Source organism: Mucilaginibacter sp. SJ (assembly GCF_028993635.1).
Taxonomy (GTDB): domain Bacteria; phylum Bacteroidota; class Bacteroidia; order Sphingobacteriales; family Sphingobacteriaceae; genus Mucilaginibacter.
The window spans coordinates 2,607,264-2,629,277 of the sequence record NZ_CP118631.1; the positions used below are offsets into that span (position 1 = coordinate 2,607,264).

The following is a 22,014-nucleotide window of genomic DNA, read 5'->3' on the forward strand; positions in this document are numbered from 1 at the left end:
ATTTTACCTGTCATTGTGAGTGTTTAAATCCATGTACTCTGAAGGTTAGATGAAAAAGGAGGGCTTGTCAGTCTGAGCCTGTCGAAGACTCGTGTGCAGAGGCCTGCCCGCCATACTTCGACGGGCTCAGTATGACACCCATTTTTTAAGTTGTCATGGGTGGGAGGAACGACAAAGCAATCGCACGGAAACACAGCCGCTCTACATAGTATGCGATTGCCATGCTATCGCTTATAACGACGTGATGGTAAGTTGCCGGTTATTAAATATATTTCTCGATCGATATTATAAATATGAGCGTTGCCTACGGCCCGTGCTATACGCTCATACTGCACAGGCATTAACCACATTGGCCGGTATCCGCTACTATCACTAACGCGCCCCACACACACCTCCGCTAAAATGTATTTTACAACTCATCACAGTTTTTTCAGGATTCCCTGACGATTACTCACAATAACATATTTTTCAGGTATCTACCTACACCTGCACCGTTTTCACCAGTTTCCTTACGTCAAATCCCTGATTGGCAGCCTGCACCACCAACTGATTATAGATCTGTTCATCAAGTGTTGAACGGCGGCTCAGGATCCATAAGTAATTTCTATTCGGGTGCCCTACCATGGCATAGCTGTAATCATCAGCCAAAGCAATGATCCAGTATTTACCTTTAAACGGCCACTGAAATTGTACGTCCAACTTTGCGTTACTGGTTTTATCAGCAACAACAGCACTGCCCTCGGCAATTTTTATCTTAGTATCTTTTATACAACGGTTTTTAACAATGATACTACCATCTTTTGCTAAACCATAGGCTGCCGAAGTAAAACTGCAACCCGACTCAAAACATTGCGGGAAAGCTGCAATTTCAAACCAGGAACCAACATATTTTTTCAAATCTACATAAGGAACAGTTTCAAGCGGTTTGCAGCGGGTTGCCTGTAAGGCTAAAGCAGTTAAACCTAATGCTACAGAGGTTGCAATGATCTCTTTCTTCATAAACCAATAACGCCTGTTATGCCCAAAAAGTTTAAAACAAAAGCATATTAACGAAAGCCAAACGCCATATCATTATTTAATTACCTTTGCGCCAAAGCATTATTTTTATAACATGCCCGGTAAAACGAACATCAGTATTTTGGGCTGCGGCTGGTACGGCAGCGCATTGGCTAAAGCGTTAATTGCCGATGGCATGCAGGTAAAAGGCTCAACCACTTCTACCGCAAAAATGGATAACCTGGCTGCTTTGGGCATCCGGCCCTATGTAGTTAACTTTTCGCCGGGCGAGGAAATATATGATGCCGATTTTTTTGATTGCGATGTTTTGTGGATAGCCATTCCGCCCAAAAGCCGCAGCGGTGAGGGTGATATTTTTTTAGAGAAGGTTAAAGGCATTGTCCATGCCATAAAAAGGTTTGCTATACAGCAGGTGATTTTCGTCAGCTCCACAGCGGTTTATGCCGATAACAACAGGCACGTGAATGAAGAAACCAATCCCCAGTCCAATACCGCAGCCGGCAAAATATTATTTGAAGCCGAGAACCTTTTCCGTGCTGAAGATAGCTTTAAAACAACCATTATCCGTTTTGCAGGGCTGATTGGCCCCGGACGCAATCCCGGCAGGTTTTTTGCCGGTAAAAAGGAGATCCCTAATGGATACGCGCCAGTGAACCTCATCCATCTTGATGATTGTATCGGCATTAGCAAAGCGATATTGGCGAAAGAAGCATTCGGTTATCTTTTTAATGGATGCGCGCCGGTTCACCCTGCTAAGGCTGATTTTTATACACAGGCTGCTCTTGATTCGGACTTTGAAAAGCCGGAGTTTGTTCGTGAATTGAAAGAATGGAAGATTGTGGACAGTGTAAATGTAGCAGTTGTGCTGGGTTATGAATATAAGACTTTGCTGTAGCAACCATTAAAGCGCAACAGCTACTCTTTGTACTCAATTGTCTTTTTGAACACCACATCTTCGGCGGATCGTGCTATCATCACATCAAACATGCCCGGCTCGGTTACCAGTTTCATATTGTTGTTCCAAACGGCAATATCTTCGGGTTTTACAGTAAACTTTACCGTTTTGGTTTCGCCGGGTTTAAGAGTGATCTTGTCAAAACCTTTGAGTGCCATTACCGGCGTAGTTACCGAATTTACTTTGTTGTCCAGATACATTTGCACCACTTCCTTACCCGCCATACTGCCGCTGTTGGTTACATCTACCGAAACCGTTATAGCCTCATTTTTTCCGAACGACGCTGCCGATACCTGCAGATTACTGTATTTAAATGAAGTATAGCTCAAGCCATAACCAAAGGGGAACAGCGCATCCGGCGATGAAAAAACATAGTCTTGTCCCGGTTTTTCGGTTGAACCCGGATTGTGATAAAACCCTTTATTGGATGCCACATGGTTATAAAAAACCGGGATATGCCCGGTTGACTGCGGGATAGATACCGTAAGCCTGCCTGATGGGTTTACCTTGCCGAACAGGATGTTGGCAATGGCATTGCCTCCCCTTTCGCCGGGATACCAGGTCTCCACAATAGCCGGGATATTCTCTTTTTCCCAACTGATGCTTTGCGGCCTGCCGTGTACCAGTACCAAAACTACAGGTTTACCTGTTTTATAAACAGCCTGTAACAGTTCACGTTGTACCCCATCGGGATCAATGTCGGTTACATCATAGCCTTCGCCGCAGGTAAACGGGTCTTTAGGCTCGCTTTCGGGTGCATGCCCGTTCCAACCTACGCCGGAGAACACCACGCTGGTGGTGCCCAAAACTACTATTACGGCATCACTGTTTTTTGCAGCCGTGATGGCTTCGGCAAAGCCACTTTTGTCCGGGCCCGACAGGGCGCAGCCTTTAGCATAATTGATTTTTATTTTATTGCCGGTCAACTGTTTTATGCCATTAAGCACTGTTGTGCCCGAGCGGCTGTCGCGGGTTGAACTGTAATCGCCATACTGAACCTGGTTGGCATTTGGGCCTATTACCGCCAGCGATTTCAGGCTGTTCATATGGAGTGGCAAAAGCTGCTTATCATTTTTAAGCAGGATAATCGATTCTTCAGCAATCTGCTGCGACAGGGCGATATGCTCAGGCGTGTGTACCCGTTTTTTTAGCGCTGATGTATCGGGCAATGCCTTTTCAAACAAGCCTGCTTTAAATTTTATAGTAAGGATGCGGGCAACAGCGCTATCAATCAACGCCTCATTTACTTTTCCGCTTTTCACCAGGTCAATCAGTTTATTATATACATCGGGGCTTGGCGCTTCCAGGTCAACCCCGGAATTCAGGCCGATTGGAGCAGCGCCTTCGGCATCTTTAGCAATATGATGAAAAGTGTATAAATGTTTTAAACCTTCATAGTCCGAAAAAACATAGCCTTTAAAACCCCATTCCTCCCGCAATATGGTTTGCAGCAGGAAATGGTTGGCATGTGCAGGCACGCCGTCAATTTCGTTGTAAGCCGGCATCACGGCATAAATATTTGCCTTTTGCACTGCATCTTTAAAAGGCGGTAAAAACATCGACCGTAGCTCTCTTTCCCCTACTGATGCCGGGGCTAAATTGATACCTGCCACAGGGATGCTGTAGGCCGCGAAATGCTTGGCTGTACACATCACTTTGTCTTTACCAATGCCGTTTATTGTTTGCGAAGGATCACCCTGCATCCCAATTACAAACGAGGTACCCATCCTGCTCACGAGATATGGATCTTCGGCATAACATTCCTCATTACGGCCATAACGCGGGTCGCGGATGAGATCGAACAAAGGCGAAAGCGCCTGGTCAACTCCTGATGAGGACGCTTCATAAGCTATTACCGAACCCATTTTTTCAATCAGCGCCGGGTTCCAGGTGCTGCCCTGCGCTATAGCCTGTGGAAAAATGGTAGCACCTGCCGCCAGTTGCCCATGCAGGCATTCGCCTATTTGGATAGGAGGGATGCCAAGTCTTGTTTTTTCTTTAGCATATTTTTTTGCAGCAATTGAGCGTGATGCTATATCATTGATATTGGTAAAAGGGCTTTCACAAACGCCATAAGCAATTGGGTTTTGCATGGAACCTTTTAACGAGTTCATGCTCATCTGGCCCACCTTTTCTTCCAGCGTCATGCGGTTTAACAAGTCTTTTACCCGCTCGGCTACGGCCGCTTCAGGATTTTTGTAGATCTGCGCGCTGGTAATATTTATTACAAAAGCAAACGCGGTAAACAGGCATAATTTCTTTTGCATAGTATCCAAATATTTAATTTTCATCATGTTCCCTCAGGGTCCTCTGCGAAAGACCCTGAGGTTTTTTGCGTTCTAAACATCTACCAGAATATTCAGAACAGCGAACCAGCGTGGCGTAGACATCAGGGTCCTCTGCGAGTTTAAGTTTACCCACAAAATCAATAGTCAATTTGGGTAATCTTCATAAGTTGAACCCCTCCGGGGTTCGGGTAAGGGGTGTGACATTATTTCTACAAACCTTTTCCCCCTCCGGGGGGATTTTACAATTTAATAAACATATATTAATTGCTCAAGGACAGGTGCACCAGAGGTGCAAAAGGGTTGTAGCTTGTAAAGTTATAGAATATCCTTTGCCCCAGAGGGCCAAAACACAACGCCTTGCTGTTTAAGCGAGAAGCTTTGTGAGTAAACCTAAATCTGCGAGAGACCATGATGGGACGTTAATCTACTGAAATTCAATGCATCAAATAAAACTTAGGATAAAGCTTTTCCCCTCCCTTCATTTTCAATTCAATCAGGGTTTGATTCTCATTGACCTTATCAGCAATATAATGTCCTCTTAAAGCGTAAACACCTTTTTTCAAGTGTAATAAGGCTTTCTGCGGTTCAACATAAATATTCATCCCCATTTTAATTACCGGCACTTCATCCAAAAACAAAGCAGGACTAACCTCAAAGCCGGTCGTCAATTCATAATCCGCTTCCTTATCTATTTTGATAAAACCTTTAATTTTAACCCAGTTAATAAAGCCTTCGGTAACAATTTTAACGGGTACAATCAGGCTTGTTTCGCCGGTTTCCGTTGGCTTTTCATTTTCCAGTTTATCTATATCACGTTCCCTCGTTTTAAAAACCTGGTAGGCCATGCCGGGTTTGAGGTTAGCAACTTTTTCATGTGCAGGCTTGATATTCACCCGCCTGATGTTGGCCATTTGGCGAATGTGCTGATCATTCAATGTCCAGGTGGTGAAGGTTCTTAAACCGATACTATCTTTTAAAGATACATTGATATTTACCGGGAAAGGTACAGCCACGCTATTGGCATCCGGCATTTTACCGTTTAACGCGTACCGCACTTTAGCTCCTTTCAGCGGGTAGCTCAGCGTTAGTTTAAACCGGCTTTTATTGGTAATTACATTGTCTACGCCGTCAATATCAGGCAGGCGGGCGTTGAAATCCCACAACTTAAACAGGCCGTACTGGTTTTTCATTTTCCAGCCGAAGCGCTCCAGGTTTTTTTCATTTTTCGGGCTCCAGGTGAGTTCGGCCACGGCGAGGGCACGGGGGTAAACCATGTATTGCAGGTGCTGCGCGTTGGGCACCTTTTCGTTCCAGATATTGCCCTGGGCACCTAAGATATACTCGGCTTCGGCATTGGTTAGTTCTTTCGACTGCGGCTCATAATTATAAACCATTTGCCAGGTAACCGGCGGGTTCCAGCCTATCGGTTCCAAATCTTCGTTAGCCTGCGGAGCATCAAAGTACATGTATGGCAGCGGTGTCATTACCACATGATGATGCATCCTGGCGGCAGCTATCCCTCCTGCTTCGCCCTGCCAGCTCATTACTGTTGCTGACTCGGCAAGGCCACCCTCCAAAATCTCGTCCCAACCAACCAACTTCTTATTTTTTGACAGCAGGAACCTTTCTATTCGTTTAATAAAATAACTCTGCACTTCCTTTTCGCTTTTCAGGTGCTCGCGCTTCATGAGTGCGACTGCTGTAGGGCTTTTGAGCCAGTCGGCCATTTCGGCCTCATCACCGCCAATGTGAACGTATTGGTTCGGGAACAGGGCTATCACTTCTGTCAGCACATCTTCCATAAATTTGAAAGTATATTCACTCGGGTCAAGCATCCGCACGCGGTGTTTAGCCCCTGTCGAATCCTGGCAGCCCAGTTGCGGGTAAGCAAAAATAGCAGCCTCGCTATGACCCGGCATTTCAATTTCGGGCAGGATGGTCACAAATCTGTCCTGCGCATATTTGATCACATCCCTAATTTCATCTTTGGTGTAAAAACCATCGCGACCGTCATCTATCAGGTTGTCCAGCTTGCGGAATTCGCCCCGTTTGGCATAGTAGCTGATCCTGGCGCCAACTTCGGTGAGGCGGGGATATTTATCAATCTGGATGCGCCAGCCTTCATCATCGGTTAAGTGCCAGTGAAACACATTCAGTTTGTAATGTGCCATTACATCGATGTATTTTTTCACTTCATCAACCGTAAAAAAATGGCGGCTTACATCAAGGCTCAAGCCACGCCAGCCAAAACGTGGTTGATCAGCTATGGTACAGGCGGTAATTTTTAGGGGCGCAGTTTTATCTGTCGGCAACAACTGAATTAGTGATTGTACCCCGTAAAAAACACCGGCCCCGCTACCGCTGATACTCACCGATGCAGGATTTACATTCATGGTGTATGCACTCTCAGCATTTGACCAAACATTGTTTAACCTGATGGTTGTTTTGGCTGGGATCTTTTCAAAAACTTTTACCGTTGTTTGCAGGCCGTAGTTTTGATTAAGGTAATCCTGCAGGTATTTGCCTATCGGTTCAGTTTCTTTATTAACTCCGATCACAGCATACTTGCCTAAAATAAAACTCCCCTTCCCTGCTTTTAAACTTACCGGCTGCGGGATGATATGAAACTGTGCTTTTACCGTTATTCCCGATAAAAACAGTGAGGTGAAAAGTAAAATATGTTTAAAAGATAGTGTTTTCTTCATTTGGGTAGATGATGGATAAAGATTATACCTTAATGGTAATATTCCTTTTGTAGAGGATCCAAACCGGGATAAAAATGATCAGCACAGTTAGGATAGCTCCGGCCAGTGAAGCGTTTTCGGGCGAGAGGTATGGTACAAACAAATGATTGTAAGTGAACGACCATAAATTGGTTTTACCTACCGGGATAGCGGCTATTAAAGCAGGGATAATATCGGCCAAAACATAGGCAGCAATGGCATTACGCCCGAACGCTAAAAATGGAGGCAGCAGGGCTTTATTCCCTTTGATATCAATAAACCAGTATGACAATGCAAGAATATTGATAGCCAGCCCGGCAGTAAGCAGAACAAACGAGCTTGTCCACAATTGTTTGTTGATTGGGAAAAATGGATTCCAGATCAAAGCCAGTATGATCAATACGATGCCGGCTCCCATTATTTTAAGCAGATCAGCACGGGTTGCAAGCTTGCCCATTTTGAGCCAGGTACCGGTGAATACACCTAACAAACAGGTAGCAACAGATGGGATTGTCCCAAGCAAACCCTCCGGGTCCCAGGTTTTGGAGGAACTCCAAAGGTGGTTTTCGGTAAATACCGATCTGTCAATCCAGGCGCCCAAATTGGTTGCCGGTTCAAGGTTAGGTGTACCGAAACCCGGTACAGGTGCCAGCGTCATCAATAAATAATAACCAATTAAACAGCTTACAGCAATGATTACCTGTGTACGGATGCCGGTTTTAACGTACAGCAGGGCAGTTATGCCAAAAACAAGCCCGATGCGCTGCAACACACCGGGAAAACGCAGATGCGCGAATTGAAAATCGTTGATCAGTGGTAAACAAACGCCAAGGGCTATGATAATCAGCGTGCGGCGCAGGGTGGATAACAGTAATTTGTTATGATTAGCTATATCCGCTTTTCTACTTTCCATGGCATATACGATAGATACGCCTACCATAAACAGGAAGAAAGGAAACACCAGGTCGGTTGGTGTACAGCCGTTCCAGTTGGAGTGTTCAAGCGGCCAGTAAATATGGCCCCAATCGCCGGGATCATTTACCAGGATCATAGCAGCTACGGTAAATCCCCTGAAAAAATCAAGCGACAAAAGTCTTGGGCGGCTTGCCTTTGCTGTGCCTGTGTTTTTAAGCGGTTCCTGCTGATTGATTACCATAGTTGCCATGTATTATAGTACCATTAGGTGTTTTTTTTATGGGTTTTTAAAATGTATTTGAACTGGTAAGTACCCGAGCCCACATCCATCTGCATATCACCGCCGTCCGGTTTGATGTTAGCGATATCTTTATTGGTATTAATGTCGATATTACTTTCTGTCACCGGGCCATCAACCGCCGGCAAAGTGATCGTAGCAGTAGTATTTGGCGGCACAATTACATCAAGGGTAAAAATGCCGTTATCAATACTCCAGGCCGATTTTACCTTTCCGTAAAGTGTTTCCAGCTCGGCATTGGCATTGGTCAATTTACCGCCGGGATGCGGGAAGATATTTATTTTATGAAAACCAGGGCCTCCCTCGTCAGTGTTGATCCCTGCAATAACCCGGTACATCCAATCGCCAATGGCGCCGTAAGCATAGTGGTTAAAGGAGTTCATCTCCGGATCTTCAAATGTGCCGTTGGGTTTTATGCCATCCCAGCGCTCCCAAATGGTAGTTGCCCCGTTTTTTACAGGATAAAGCCATGACGGGTATGACTCTTTCATCAACAGGTCATAGGCAATATCGGTATGACCGAAACGACTCAACACATGGCAGATATAAGGTGTGCCTAAAAAGCCTGTTGTAATGTGTTCATCATAATCTTCAATATTGTTTACCAGCCTTTTAGCGGCAGATTCGCGCAGGTTCTCTGGCAGCAGGTCGAAGTTGAGGGCAAGTACATATGATGTTTGCGTACCCGAAATCATACGTCCGTTAGGTGTAACATATTCTGCCTGGAAAGCCTTTTTGATATCAGCTAACAGCGCGGTATATTTTTTAACATCATCTTCCTTACCCAATATTGTGGCGGAATTAATAACCAATTGAGTTGAATAGGCATAAAAAGCCTGCGCTATCAGGTTTTTATCGGTAAGGGCAGCGCCATCCTCATAGTCGGTGCCAGCGTAAAACAGCCAGTCGCCAAAGTGGTTGCCGGTGTCCCAAAGGCCGTTTCGGGTATGCCGGGTAATATATCCTACCCAGGCGGTCATGCTTGGGTACTGGTTTTCCAATACCTTTTTATCGCCGTAAGCCAGGTAAATATTCCAGGGGACAATAGTTGCCACATCGCTCCATCCTGAGGCTGCCGCCGACGCGCTATCCAGCATGTTAGGGATCACATAAGGTACCGCGCCGTTTTTATGCTGATCGGCCGAAAGATCTTTCAGCCATTTGGTAAAAAATCCGGCCACATCCATATTGAAGGTAGCGGTGCGGGAAAAGGCCTGGGCATCGCCCGTCCAGCCCATACGCTCGTCGCGTTGGGGGCAGTCGGTAGGTACATCAATAAAATTGCCCTTTTGCCCCCATTGAATATTATGCTGCAACTGGTTGATAAGCGGATTAGAGGTAGAGAACATACCCGTTTGCGCCATATCCGAGTACAAGGCAAAGGCAGCCACATTGGTCGAATCCAACTGGCCTTCATAGCCTTCAACCTTCAGGTACCTGAAGCCCTGGAAGGTAAAATGAGGTTCGAATGTTTCAACGCTATCGCCCTTAAAAACATAAACGTTTTCCTGCTTGGCTGTACGCAGGTTTTTTGTGTAGAAGTTCCCTTTCTGATCCAAAACCTCGGCATGGAACAGCTTTACCGTATCGCCTGCTTTTGCCTTTAATTTAAACTGTACCCAGCCAACCAGGTTTTGCCCAAAATCAACCACATGCTCGCCTGCAGGAGTGGTAAACACTTTAAGCGGCTTAAACATTTCGTGTTTGCGCACCGGCGGACCAAATGTGGCCACTAAATTATCTTTAACGGTATCAATGGTGCGTACCGAATCCCAGTTTAAATCTTTGTAAGCAATGGTCGACCAGCCTTTCTTCTCCTTGCGGGCATCATAAACTTCGCCATCAAAAAATGATGATGAACGGATCGGCCCATAAGCCACCTTCCAGGTTTTATCCGAATTAATGAGTATCCGTTTACCGTTAGTGTACACCACCTCTAACTGAAAAAGCAAACCAAGCTTGGTGCCATACACATTCTTTTTTCGATTATAGGTATAACCCCGGTACCAGCCGTCGCCAAGGGTTACGCCAACAGCGTTATCGCCTTTCAACAGATCGGCAGTTACATCATAAACCTGGTATTGCAGGCGTTTATTGTAACTCGTCCAACCGGGGGCAAAGTAGTCGCCGCTAATCCGTTTACCATTAAATTGCGCCTCATATAAACCGTGGGCAGTAATGTATAAATGCGCCGCGCGCACCTTATGATCAAGCTTAAATGTTTTCCTGAACATGGGGCATGGGCCACCGGTAGTGTCCGACAGGTAATTATTTTCTATCCATTTGGCGCTCCAGTCGGCGGGTTTAAGCAGGCCCATTTTCCATGAGTTAACCATGCTCCATGGGGTAACCTGCTGCCTGTTGTTCCAAACACGTACCTGCCAGTAAACTTTTTGACGTGAAGCGAGTGCGGGGCCGCCATAGTAAACATGTAACGATTCGCTGGAGTTAACTTTTCCCGAGGTCCAGAGCAGGTCTTTGCCTTTCAGTAAGGACACGGCATTGCTGCCTACCCTTATTTCATAGGCAATTTGCTGAATGTTACGATCCCGGCTTATTAGTTTCCAGCCAAGACGGGGAGCGGCATCGTCGACAGAGATAGGATTTATTTTATACTCACAAACCAGGTTATCAACCCGGAACGGCGGAGGAACCACCGGCACTTTTTGTGCTTGTACAATTATTGGCAGAAAAGAAAAAAATAATATAATGACGCGTGTGCATACCTTTTTACACATACCTTTTTTGGGGTTTTAATAGTTCATGCTATTAAATATACTTTAACAGCAATATTGTTTTGATATGCACCTGAAATTTTTCATTGAGCCTGCCCACAAAACGTGCGTTCATCGCAATATACACCTATAAACGTAATATGGCCCGGTAAAAGTTTCACCCCGGCCATGTAACATTATTAATGTTCGAGGTTTGCTTCATTTAAAGGATACTGGAACAGCAGGCGGATATTGCTATAGGCAGCAGAATTAATTTGCCATGAACCATTTTTATAGGCCCGTTCGCGGGTAGCATGCGCTTTCATTACCTCTGTCGCTTTACCTGTACGCAAAAGATCAAACCAGCGGTGATTTTCAAAGGCAAGTTCAACCTGGCGTTCATGAGCTATCGCCGCGCGAAACCCATCCTGGCTGGTAACATTTAAATCTGGATTAGCATTGCCCATTGATTTAGGTTCAAGACCGGCGCGCTGCCTAACCAGGTTTAAATATTTAAACGCGTCGCCGCCAGCTGCAAAACCCTGTTCGTTTAAACACTCGGCCAGCATCAGGTAAACATCTGCATAACGATAAACCGGGAAGTTGTTGCCGGTAATGCCTTGTACCGATCCGATGCTCTGATATTTCTTTATGAAAGGCAGATCGATACCGTACTCATCTGATGTAAAGTCAATTAGTGAAGCATCTTTCCTTTTATCGCCCTCTTCATAGGCATTTACGAGGTCCTGTGTAGGGATATTCCAACCGTTTTGCGCATTGTTACCAATGTAAAAGCCGGTAACGTCATTATCATAGTAATCCCAGGGGATAAAAGTATCTATAAAATCAGACCCCAGGCCGTTAGAGCCTTCAATATACTGAATTTCAAAAATTGACTCGGGGCCGTTTTCTTTTGTAATATCAAAATTATCCGCATAATCAGCGTTAAGATTGTAAGCGCCAGATGATATAACACTGCGTAACAGCGGTATGGCCAAATCAAATTTCTTTTGGGTCATATAAACTTCGGCCAGCATGGTCTCGGCGGTACCTTTGGTTACCCTGCCTTTATTGGCGGTGGTTTGGTATTTTACAGGTAGTTTAGCTATGGCAGCCTGGGCATCTGCGATGATCTGCGTATAAACAGCAGCTGCCGGTGACTTAGTAGACAGGTCATAAGCATCACCCACCGATTTTGGCTCGACAAGCACCAGGGGTACATCACCAAACATGCGTACCAGGTTAAAATAATTGAACGCCCGTAAAAACAAAGCTTGCCCCCCTATAGTATCGGTAGTGGCGGCATCAAGCCTGGCAGCCGGCAAGCGATTGATGATAACATTGCACCGGCCGATACCGGTGAAACATGAGCTAAAGTACGCCTGCACAATATCATTATTATTCAATTCGCGAAACTCATCCAACTCCTCCTTATTGGTACCTGAACGATCATAAGGATCATATTCATATGAAGTATTATCAGACCGCATTTCACCCATTGCCCAAAACGACCCGGTATATAAACCCTGAAGAGGGGCATAAGCACCATTGATTGCCTGAACAAACTGGGCCTTTGTTTTAAAAAAGTTGGCGCTGTTTTGAGTATCTGTGGGTTGCAGGTTAAGATAATCCTTTTTACAGCCGTAAAAACCAATAGCTGCGAGGCTAAGAAAAAGGTATATGTTTTTTTTCATGTCTTCTGATTCTTAATGTTGCTCAATTGTGTTTTCAAAAATCGCTGTACTGACTAAAATGTTACGTTACAACCTAATGTGTAAATTGCCGAAACCGGATAGCCTGTAAAATTCACATTGGGTGATAACGAACGGTTACCCTGTTGTCCCTCAATGCCAACCTCGGGGCTGCCTCCTTTATAACCTGTAATCAGGATGGCATTTTGAGCGCTGAAGTATACCCTGAAGTTTTTGCTGAATTTTGTTTTGAAATTGTAACCGAGATCAATATTCTTCACCATTAAATACGAGTTGCTCACTACCCAATATGAGGGATAAAAATCGCGGGCAAGGCCAGTGTTTGAAGTTGTGGTGGGCAATATGCCGGCTCCCGGCTGCTGCGGTGACCTCCAGCGGTTTATAACACTTTGCTCAACATTAAAAATACCATCCAAATTGGTTGTAAACTGTTTGTACATATCAAACACATGCCCCCCTACCGAGCCGGCCGAGATAATGTTCAGGTCAAATTGTTTATAACTGAAGTGGTTGTTAAAACCAAATGTAAATTTAGGCCAGGGGTTGCCAATAGGTACCTGGTCTTTACCATCAATAACGCCGTCATTATTAACATCCTTATACCTGATATTGCCTACATTTTCACCTTCAAAATGCGGGTATTTGTCAAGTTCGGCCTGGCTTTGGAATATACCCTCGAAAATATATCCGTAAAACTGCCCAAGCGGCAACCCTACCAGTGTAATACTGGTTGGGTTGTCATTCCGGGGCGCGTCATAGATTTGAGGTGTAGGGCCAAGGCTTATAACCTTATTACGATTTAACGATATATTAAAATCTGTACTCCAGTTAAAAGCTTTGCTAACTATGTTTTTGGTTGTTACCGTAAACTCAAAACCGCGGTTACGCACGTTGCCAACATTTGATAAAGCATATCCGTAGCCCGAAGCTATCGGCACGGGTATATATTGCAGTAACCGTTCGGTAAAGCGGTTATAATACTCGGCAATTAAGTAAACCCGGCCTTTAAATAAAGAAAGGTCCATGCCTATATCAAACTGTTTGGTTGTTTCCCAGCCAACTTCAGCATTACCGAGATCGGTAATTGACTTTCCGGGAGCCAGTGCTCCGCCAAAAGTATAATTGGTTTCGTCTACAGTGGCTATATAATCGTAGTTACCCACGCTGTTATTGCCCGCGTGACCGTAGCTGGCTGTGAATTTCAACTGATCGATCACATTTGTTTTTGGGAAGAATGATTCGTCAGAGATCCGCCAGCCGCCCGATACCGAAGGGAAAGTTCCCCACCGGTGCCCCGGCGCGAATCTTGACGACCCGTCGCGGCGTATGGAGGCGCTTAATAAATACTTATCCTTATATGCATAGTTCACCCTTCCAATCAGCGATAATAGCCTCCATTCCTCGTCACCGGCATCAGCCGTGATAATGGTAGCGGCCCTTACCGAACGGACTACATCGTCGGGAAAACCGGTGCCATAGGTTAAACGATAGTGGCTGGTTTCCTGCTGTATCGAATAGTCGCCCAAAACAGTTAAGGTATGATTGCCCCAGGTTTTTTTGTAGGTTACGGAGTTTTCGCTAAGCCAGTTGAAGGAATTAGACGAATTAAATGATCCTACAGCTTTGACCTGGGTTCCGTCCTTATTGGGAATGCGGAAGCTTCCTAAAAACGACGGACGGAAGTAATCGCCATTGCTATTCTGATAATCAATACCAAAAGTAGATTTTACATCTAAGCCTTTAATTATTTCCCAGTTAACGTATGTGTTAGCCAACGTGCGGAATTGTGAATACTTATTAGTGGTATTAACCAGCTCACTTACCGGATTGGCGTTAAGTGCTGTACCTGCAATATTCCCGTTTCCCTCCGAACCTACCACATTAGTATATGAACCGTCGGGCTGTTTTACCGGCGTAAGCGGGCTTTCAAGATAGGCCTGGCTTAATACAGCCTGGTCAAAATGCCCGTCTGTTTGTTGTAATTTACGCTGGCTGTAAGTTGGAGCGATGCTAAGGCCGGCCGTAACATTTTTAAACAGATCGGCATCCATATTGGCTTTTACCGAATATCTCCTGAATCCGGTATTAAGCACCGTACCCTGCTGATCAAAATATCCCAATGAAAACAAAGAGCGCACTTTATCGGTACCATTTGAAACAGTAACATCATAATTTTGCATAGGCGCATTACGGGTAACTGCATCATACCAATCAGTACCTTTGCCAAGTACTTTTGGATTCCTGAACGCCTCTGGCACCTGGTCCATGCTGAACGGTACCCCGTTCACTTTATCCAGATCCTGCAAAGCTTCAATACGCCATTGCGCGTATTGCTCGGCTGTCATCATTTTTAATTTGCTTTTGGGCAATATGGTTTGGATTCCTGTTGAAGTATTTACCGTGACTGACGACTCACCTTTTTTCGCCCTCCTGGTAGTGACCAAAATAACACCGTTTGACCCGCGCGAACCATAAATCGCTGTAGAAGCAGCATCTTTCAATACACTGATATTTTCAATATCATCCGGATTGATGGTACTTAAAGGATTTTGATATTGATCAAATCCCGGGGAAATGGGGAAACCATCTATTACATATAAAGGATCATCACCGGCACCCACTGAACCGGCACCGCGTATATTTACAGAAACACCACCGCCCGGAGTACCGGTTACCTGGTTTACGGTCACACCCGCGAGCTGGCCGGCCAGTTTCAGATCAAGGCTCGCCGTTTTGATTTCCTTAACATTCGCCATTTTTACCGAACCAACAGCGCCTGTTACATCCTTACGCTCCTGGTTGCCGTAGCCTACAACAACTACCTCTTTTAATTCCTTGTTATCTTCACTTAAAACAACGTTGATAGTTGTTCTTTTATTAACCGGTTCTTCTTTGGTTTGAAAACCGATAAATGTAAATACCAAAACTGCATTATCTTCGGCATTTAAGGTATACTTACCGTCCACCCCGGTTATGGCACCAACATTGGTACCTTTTACTTTAACATTAACACCTGGTAAGGGCTGATTTTTATCATCTACCACAATACCGCTTATGGTTATGGGTACCTGGGCAGTGCTTACATCGGGCGTTTTCTTTTTATTTACGATGATATTTTTATCATCAATAATATACGTTAAGGGCTCATCCTTGAAGCATTGCTGCAACGCTTCCTGTAATGAAGCGTTAGTTAGTGAAAGATTAACCGGCTTGGTTTTTGAAATATCCTTATACCTGTAAAAGAAATAATAGCCGCTTTGCTTTTCAATTGCTTTAAAAGCTTTATCAAGTGCTATCCCCCTCGCATTGAGGGTTATGGATTGTGAAAAGCTTTTTGCACTTAGCTGCAGGCAGCCGAGAGTTAATAATAAGACGGTTAATCTCATCGTCAAAAACAGTTTTGAATGTGTACCAAAGGCACTAAATACTTTACCAGTAAAGTTTAAATGCATAACTTCGTGATGTTTGGGTTAAAAAAATCTGTTATTGAAAACTCAGGAAAGCTTGATCCAATTCATTATGCCGGAAGCGTTGCAGCGCTTCCGGCTTTTCTTTCATTTAGATAAGGGGAGCTTAGGTTGGAATATTTTGAGATTTTATCGTCAGTGTTTCTTCATAGTTTTGGGTTTAGCAGTTAAGAATCAGCTGCCGCTATTTAAGGCGTAACAATTATTTTTTTGTTCTCAATCCTAAAACGCACGTGGCTTAATTCAAGAATGTGCAATACCTGCGATAGTTTTACATCCCTGCTGATCTTACCTACAAACTCATCATCAGGTATTTTACCTTCGTATACTACTTCGGTACCATACCACCTCGAAAGCTGCTTCATAATATCTTGTATGTTTGCCCGCTCAAAGTCAAAGAAGCCATTTTTCCAGGCTACCGCTTCGTCGGTATCAACATCAATAATTTTAATGCCTTTATTGTTTATTACGCCCTGCTGACCGGGCTTTAACGTATTAGTTACATTACCCTGTGTTAATTTCACCGATCCTTCAAGAAGGGTGGTTTTAACAGCGGCCTCATCAGTATAGGCCATAATATTAAAATGTGTACCCAACACAGCTATTTCAATGTCTTTAACCTTCACATTAAAAGGCCTCGCTTTATTTTTAGCCACCTCAAAATATCCCTCGCCAGTGAGTTCAACTTCACGTTGGGCACCTGTAAATACCGTAGGGAATTTTAGTGACGAGGCAGAGTTAAGCCAAACTTTTGAACCATCAGGAAGCACTACCCGGTACTGGCCGCCCCTGGGGGTGCTAATGGTGTTATAGGCAACCGGGCCGTTTTGCTGTTGGTCTTTATCCGCGGTGTAAACCACCTGCCCATCCTGCGTTTTATTAATGCTGATGTTACCCGATTGATTCAGCAAGCCGATCTTAGCCGAATCCAGTATCAGTTTGGAGCCATTGGCAAGGGTTAAAACGGCCCGGTTATCACCAGGCTCGACATCGTGTTTTACAATTGCTTTGTTTTGAACAACCAGTTTTTGCTGCCAGTGTTTATTACACCAATGATAAACAGCAGTACCCGACACGGCCAACAGAATAACAGCAGCGGCAACATTTCTGAAAAAATGCAACCTTATAACTTTTGGACCCTTGTTAGCCACCGGCCCGGCTATCGCCTGCCTGATGTTGCTTAACATGCGGTCTTCCAGTTCCTGCTTTACATCAATTATTTTTTCATCCCATTCGTCGGTATCACCCTGAAAGCTTTCGAAAAAATTCAACAACTGCTCCTTCTCCGCGGCAGTTGCCTGCCCGGCCAGGTATTTATCTATCAATTGTAAAAATTCTTCTTTTTGCACAAGTATGGTTTTGTGAGGGAGAGTAAAAAAACAGGGGTATCCCCTACGCCGTAATGAAAAAAATTAAAATTAATTTCAGGCGGCAGAAAAAGAAAACGTTTTTACATTGCTATTTTCCCAATCGTCGATTGGGATATTACCAAATCATGAAAGATCGCCATAAAATAATTAGAATTATTTATCTAAAAAAAACATCAACGCTTCCAGGATAAAAGCGGAGCCCAACGAGCCGCGCAACTGACGAAGCGCTTTAGTTAAATGATTTTCGACGGTTTTAGTGGATATGTTCAGTTGCAGGGCTATTTCCTTATGGCTAAGACATTCTTCCCGGCTCAGTTTGTAAACTTCCCGGCATTTTTCGGGCAGGGTATCAATCACCTGGTTTATTTGCAATAGCAGTTCTTTATGCTCAATCGTGTTGTGGGTAGCCGGGGTGTGCAGGCGCTCTATCAGATCGTCAAAAATCTCGCTTCTTACGGGCGTCCCTGTGCGGATTTGCCTGTAAACCCCGTAACGTACCGATGCATACAGATAAGCTTTAAGCGATATAGTGATCTCCACTTCGGCCCGGCAATCCCAAAGCTTGATAAACAGTTCCTGGATAATATCCTCGCATGCCTGCCTGTCTTTCAAGATGTTATAAGCCGCTTTAAAAAGCAAAGCCCAGTACCTCCTGTAAACCATGGTAAGCGCCGCTTCATCATCAGCCTTTAGCCGGCCAATGAGCTGCATATCGCTCATCACAATTTTGTCGGGCATAGTTTACCAATTAAGTTCGTCCGGGAAACAAAGGCTAAAATTACTTAAATATTAATTTAATATATTTAAAAAGTAAAAATAAGCTTACCTGCTAATTATGAATCCCTTAACCATCATTTCAAACTACCGGTTATTAATATAAAATAACCTAAAGGTTATCAAAAAGCATAAGCATAACTTATTTATTATACAGGTTAGTCAATACTATCCGGCAAATCGAGTAGGAAGTAAGGGAGTGAAATTCTCCCTTACCGTCCGCTCACACCACCGTACGTACCGGTCTGGTATACGGCGGTTTGTCAGAATATAGATAACTGGTGTTTAGTTTTCCAAAAGTATCTGTTCTCGAACCCTGTGTATCCTAAGTTATTAAAGTACAGATTGTTAAGCGTGGTTTGCAGTATGGGGCTGTGGGCTACCCGACAGTATCCCTTACTGCTATTTCCCCACTCATAAGCTTTCCTTTTCTTAACGCCCAGCTTTATTAGCCGCTTCACCCTTGCTTTTGGTAGCTTCCATTGTTTCCATTGGCATATCCGTAAACGGGTTCGTACCAGTTCATCCAACATTCGCATCTGCGATTTTGCCGTGGCTATCCAAAAATAATTTATCCAGCCCATGATGACCGTCTCCAATTCTCTTATCTTTTCGGCTATTGGGTTCGGGTGCTTCCGCTCCGTATGCCGGCGAATCTTACCTTGAATCCGTTTTACCGTCAGATTCGATAGCCGTATCTCCCATTTTCCTTTGCTGCGATAGAAAGAGAAGCCTAAAAGCGTGCTTTTCGCCGGGGCGCTGACTTTCGTCTTTGTCCTGTTCACTTTTAGCTTAAGCTCCTTTTCTACGTACCGGATAATACTGCCTTCTACCCTATGAGCTGATTTCCAGTTCTTAAGGTAGATGCTGCAATCGTCGGCGTACCTCACAAAGCTGTGCCCGCGCCGTATAAGTTCTCTGTCCAGTTCATCTAACATAATGTTGGAAAGTAGAGGGCTAAGCGGTGAACCCTGTGGGGTGCCTTCCAATCGGACGCTTGAAACCCCGCCTTCCATAATACCGCTGCGCAGATAGCTGCCGATCAACGCAAGGATGCGTTTATCTTTTACCTTTCTTGATAGCGATCCCATGAGTTTGTCGTGGTTGACACGGTCGAAGAACTTTTCCAAGTCCAACTCTACTATCCTTGTTTTACCTTCATTGAGGTACTCCTGGGCCTGCATGACCGCCTGACGGGCGTTCTTGCCTGGCCTGAAACCGTAACTTGTTTTGGAAAACTCCGGTTCGTATTGCGGACTTAGCCATTGACTGATGGCTTGTTGAAGGAGCCTGTCGATTACGGTTGGTATGCCTAACATCCGGCGACCGCCTGTGGGCTTGGGGATTTCTACTTTCCGTACCGGGCTTGGTTGATAACTGCCCTCTAAAATACTTGTTTTGAGCGGACGCCAGTGCTCGTTCAGGTAGTCGCGAAGTTCATCGGTCTGCATACCGTCAACCCCACCAGCGCCTTTATTGCTCATTACCTGTTTCAGCGCTTTGCTGATGTTCCTGTAATCAAGTATTTCTTCGAGCATACTTCTTTTAAAAAAAAAACATTTGTTTCCGGCTTACAGCCGCCTTGTTCGCATGTCGCACCTCAACTCCTCCTGCACTTTACTTTCGGCTTCCGGCCTATCCTCCTGCAGGCAGTTCGCTTATGGGGTTCCGTTGTTAGCGGTGACGACACAGAGCCATCAGCGTCTTGGCCAATTCTAACATGCAGTCCTTCATCCTTTTGTGAGACCTCTCCGCTTTGCGGAGCTCGTTTCGGAACTAATATGACGTTTGCTGACTTCTGCGCTTTACGAACTCGTCGTTACGCAGACCTCCCAGGGTAAGTGTGTCCGCTTTCCGTTCATGTAGCCTCTGCATTTACGTTATAGTATCCTGTACAGTGTCGGGCTTTTGCTTCTTTTGCAGCATCACCCATACTATCCCGCCTGATATGCAGTTTCTGTTCGTAGGCTCGAACTTTTGCCGCTGGCTTCCTTCAGATTTGTGTTCACACACTTTCTCCTTGCCTTAAGCTAAGACTTCCCACTGTAATGCGTCTTCGGGACTTGCACCCTATAGATGACACACGTGCCTGGCACACAAAAAAAGAGCCGCCCCTCCGGGCAGCTCTCCACTCTTAAACACTCAACTTTGAAAACAATCAATTCTTCAGTATCTCGTTTGCCAGCACAATTTCTTCATGGGAAATAGTATGCTGGCGGCCTTTATATATTTTGAGGGTTACATTCGCATTTAATTCTTTTAATATTTCAACACTGTCATTAACCCTGCTAACTGGTACATGCGGGTCGGGGTCGCCGGTGGTGACCAGTACCGGGGTATTGTTAAAATCGCCTTTATAGTTTTCCTTAACCAGCTCCTCTCCTATCAATCCGCCGGTGAAAGCGATAATCCCCCCGTACCTGCCGGCATTGCGGCCGGTATAGTCAAGCGTTAAACATGCGCCCTGCGAAAAACCAAGAAAATAGATATTTTCCTGTGCTATTCCTTTTTGCCTGAGGTCCTCAACCAGTTCGTCAATTACTTCAAGGGCCGAGTCCAATGCCGGTTGATTATTTTGAACCGGGGCCATAAAGCTGTAGGGATACCAGCTATGTTGATTGGCCTGTGGTGCATAGATAGCGTACCCATCTAATTCAAGATGATCCTTAAGCGAGATCATGCTGCTTGCCGATGCGCCGCGGCCATGCAGCATAATGATGGCTTTTTTGGCCTGTTCGGCGGGAACTCCCGCCGAAACAACCTGTTTTGTGTGCCTGTACATCTATTTGATTAAACTAATGATGGTAATATTTTCTCCAACTCGCCGCGCAGGTTTTCATACTGTGCAGGTAATTTTAATCCTGTGCCCAATAATTCGGCTGGTTCATCAACCGCGAAGCCTGGGTTATCGGTTGCTATCTCAAACAAAACACCACCTGGTTCGCGGAAGTATAATGAGTAAAAATAGTTTCTGTCTATTTTATCGGTGATATGCAAGCCAAGGTTGGCTATCTTTTCACGGTATTCCATCAATACTTTTTCGTTTGGTACGCGGAACGCAACGTGGTGAACAGAACCACCTGCTACATGACCGGCAACTTCTCCCGGAACTTCCACCAAATCAACTATAGCTGCATTTTCGACAGCATCAGTAATAAACCTGTAGCGGTTAACATGCTGTTCCAGTAAGCGATAGCCTAATACACCGGTTAATATTTTGGCAGTAGCCTCAATTTTATTTGATGTAATAGTAATGCTGTGAAAACCTTTGGTTGCATTGGCTGCGGTTACTTCGGCAGTTTCCCATGGCGTACGGTTATCGGCTTTTTGGGGAACGATAAGCTCAAATTTCAAACCATCAGGATCGAGGAAAGTAAGATACTGCTCACCAAATTTTTCGGCCGGTTTGTTGTAGATCACATTGTTATCCTCAAACCTTTTCAACCAGAAATCCAAGCTACCTTCAGGTACCGAATAACCAATTTCAGTTACCTGCCTTGCACCCCGGCGACCTGCTGTGATGCCTTCCCAGGGGAAGAAAGTAAGGATAGAGCCGGGAGTACCGTTCCCATCGCCATAATACAAGTGATAAGTACCGGGGTCGTCAAAGTTTACGGTTTTTTTAACCAACCTTAAGCCTAATACACGGGTATAAAAATCATAGTTTTTTTTAGCATTGCCTGCAATTGCAGTGATGTGGTGAATGCCGTTTATAGTGTTTTCCATTGTTTTCCTTGTTTTAAATATTTTAATACTTGCTGTGTTATTATGATTCAAAATT

13 protein-coding genes are annotated in these 22,014 nt (G+C 44.7%); 1 reads left to right on the forward strand and 12 read right to left on the reverse strand.

The annotated features are described in order from the left end of the window. Positions 1-480: 480 nt before the first annotated feature. Positions 481-999 (reverse strand): lipocalin family protein, encoded by a 519-nt coding sequence (locus tag MusilaSJ_RS10395; protein ID WP_274989910.1) that lies wholly within the window; start codon positions 997-999, stop codon positions 481-483. Positions 1,000-1,111: 112 nt separating this feature from the next. On the opposite strand from MusilaSJ_RS10395, the gene MusilaSJ_RS10400 reads away from it, so the two are divergent. Continuing rightward, on the forward strand, positions 1,112-1,912 hold the full coding sequence (locus MusilaSJ_RS10400; protein WP_274989911.1) for an NAD-dependent epimerase/dehydratase family protein: 801 nt from the start codon (positions 1,112-1,114) through the stop codon (positions 1,910-1,912). Between the two features lie 20 nt (positions 1,913-1,932). Here MusilaSJ_RS10400 and MusilaSJ_RS10405 read toward each other — a convergent pair whose 3' ends face one another. The 11 genes from MusilaSJ_RS10405 to MusilaSJ_RS10455 form a co-directional block, all read right to left on the reverse strand. Continuing rightward, on the reverse strand, positions 1,933-4,239 hold the full coding sequence (locus MusilaSJ_RS10405; protein ID WP_274989912.1) for a glycoside hydrolase family 3 N-terminal domain-containing protein: 2,307 nt from the start codon (positions 4,237-4,239) through the stop codon (positions 1,933-1,935). A 455-nt stretch (positions 4,240-4,694) separates the two neighbouring features. Then, complete coding sequence (locus MusilaSJ_RS10410) at positions 4,695-6,965, reverse strand: beta-N-acetylhexosaminidase (RefSeq protein WP_274989913.1); 2,271 nt, start codon at positions 6,963-6,965, stop codon at positions 4,695-4,697. Between the two features lie 22 nt (positions 6,966-6,987). Continuing rightward, positions 6,988-8,148 carry an acyltransferase family protein gene (locus MusilaSJ_RS10415; RefSeq protein ID WP_274989914.1) on the reverse strand — a complete coding sequence of 387 codons (1,161 nt, stop codon included), beginning with the start codon at positions 8,146-8,148 and terminating at the stop codon, positions 6,988-6,990. Positions 8,149-8,162: 14 nt separating this feature from the next. Then, positions 8,163-10,934 (reverse strand): family 78 glycoside hydrolase catalytic domain, encoded by a 2,772-nt coding sequence (locus MusilaSJ_RS10420; RefSeq protein ID WP_274989915.1) that lies wholly within the window; start codon positions 10,932-10,934, stop codon positions 8,163-8,165. Between the two features lie 176 nt (positions 10,935-11,110). Beyond that, entirely contained in the window at positions 11,111-12,604 is a 1,494-nt protein-coding gene (locus tag MusilaSJ_RS10425) for a RagB/SusD family nutrient uptake outer membrane protein (protein WP_274989916.1), read from the reverse strand. 53 nt (positions 12,605-12,657) lie between these two features. Then, complete coding sequence (locus MusilaSJ_RS10430) at positions 12,658-16,008, reverse strand: TonB-dependent receptor (protein ID WP_274989917.1); 3,351 nt, start codon at positions 16,006-16,008, stop codon at positions 12,658-12,660. 269 nt (positions 16,009-16,277) lie between these two features. Further along, a complete protein-coding gene (locus MusilaSJ_RS10435) occupies positions 16,278-17,438 on the reverse strand; it encodes a FecR family protein (RefSeq protein ID WP_274989918.1) in 1,161 nt (386 codons plus the stop codon). A 174-nt stretch (positions 17,439-17,612) separates the two neighbouring features. After that, positions 17,613-18,197 carry an RNA polymerase sigma-70 factor gene (locus MusilaSJ_RS10440; RefSeq protein WP_274989919.1) on the reverse strand — a complete coding sequence of 195 codons (585 nt, stop codon included), beginning with the start codon at positions 18,195-18,197 and terminating at the stop codon, positions 17,613-17,615. A 299-nt stretch (positions 18,198-18,496) separates the two neighbouring features. After that, the gene (gene ltrA / locus MusilaSJ_RS10445; protein WP_274985539.1) at positions 18,497-19,771 is read right to left on the reverse strand and encodes a group II intron reverse transcriptase/maturase; all 1,275 of its coding nucleotides are present in this window, start codon (positions 19,769-19,771) and stop codon (positions 18,497-18,499) included. A 620-nt stretch (positions 19,772-20,391) separates the two neighbouring features. After that, positions 20,392-21,015 carry an alpha/beta hydrolase gene (locus tag MusilaSJ_RS10450; protein WP_274989920.1) on the reverse strand — a complete coding sequence of 208 codons (624 nt, stop codon included), beginning with the start codon at positions 21,013-21,015 and terminating at the stop codon, positions 20,392-20,394. Positions 21,016-21,023: 8 nt separating this feature from the next. Next, positions 21,024-21,959, reverse strand: a complete 936-nt coding sequence (locus MusilaSJ_RS10455) for a ring-cleaving dioxygenase (protein WP_274989921.1) — start codon at positions 21,957-21,959, stop codon at positions 21,024-21,026. Positions 21,960-22,014 lie beyond the last annotated feature (55 nt).

Coding starts and splice junctions, on each gene's coding strand:
- MusilaSJ_RS10395 (WP_274989910.1), bottom strand. CDS start 999: ATGAAGAAAGAGATCATTGCAACCTCTGTAGCATTAGGTTTAACTGCT.
- MusilaSJ_RS10400 (WP_274989911.1), top strand. CDS start 1,112: ATGCCCGGTAAAACGAACATCAGTATTTTGGGCTGCGGCTGGTACGGC.
- MusilaSJ_RS10405 (WP_274989912.1), bottom strand. CDS start 4,239: ATGCAAAAGAAATTATGCCTGTTTACCGCGTTTGCTTTTGTAATAAAT.
- MusilaSJ_RS10410 (WP_274989913.1), bottom strand. CDS start 6,965: ATGAAGAAAACACTATCTTTTAAACATATTTTACTTTTCACCTCACTG.
- MusilaSJ_RS10415 (WP_274989914.1), bottom strand. CDS start 8,148: ATGGCAACTATGGTAATCAATCAGCAGGAACCGCTTAAAAACACAGGC.
- MusilaSJ_RS10420 (WP_274989915.1), bottom strand. CDS start 10,934: ATGTGTAAAAAGGTATGCACACGCGTCATTATATTATTTTTTTCTTTT.
- MusilaSJ_RS10425 (WP_274989916.1), bottom strand. CDS start 12,604: ATGAAAAAAAACATATACCTTTTTCTTAGCCTCGCAGCTATTGGTTTT.
- MusilaSJ_RS10430 (WP_274989917.1), bottom strand. CDS start 16,008: ATGAGATTAACCGTCTTATTATTAACTCTCGGCTGCCTGCAGCTAAGT.
- MusilaSJ_RS10440 (WP_274989919.1), bottom strand. CDS start 18,197: ATGCCCGACAAAATTGTGATGAGCGATATGCAGCTCATTGGCCGGCTA.
- ltrA (WP_274985539.1), bottom strand. CDS start 19,771: ATGCTCGAAGAAATACTTGATTACAGGAACATCAGCAAAGCGCTGAAA.
- MusilaSJ_RS10450 (WP_274989920.1), bottom strand. CDS start 21,015: ATGTACAGGCACACAAAACAGGTTGTTTCGGCGGGAGTTCCCGCCGAA.
- MusilaSJ_RS10455 (WP_274989921.1), bottom strand. CDS start 21,959: ATGGAAAACACTATAAACGGCATTCACCACATCACTGCAATTGCAGGC.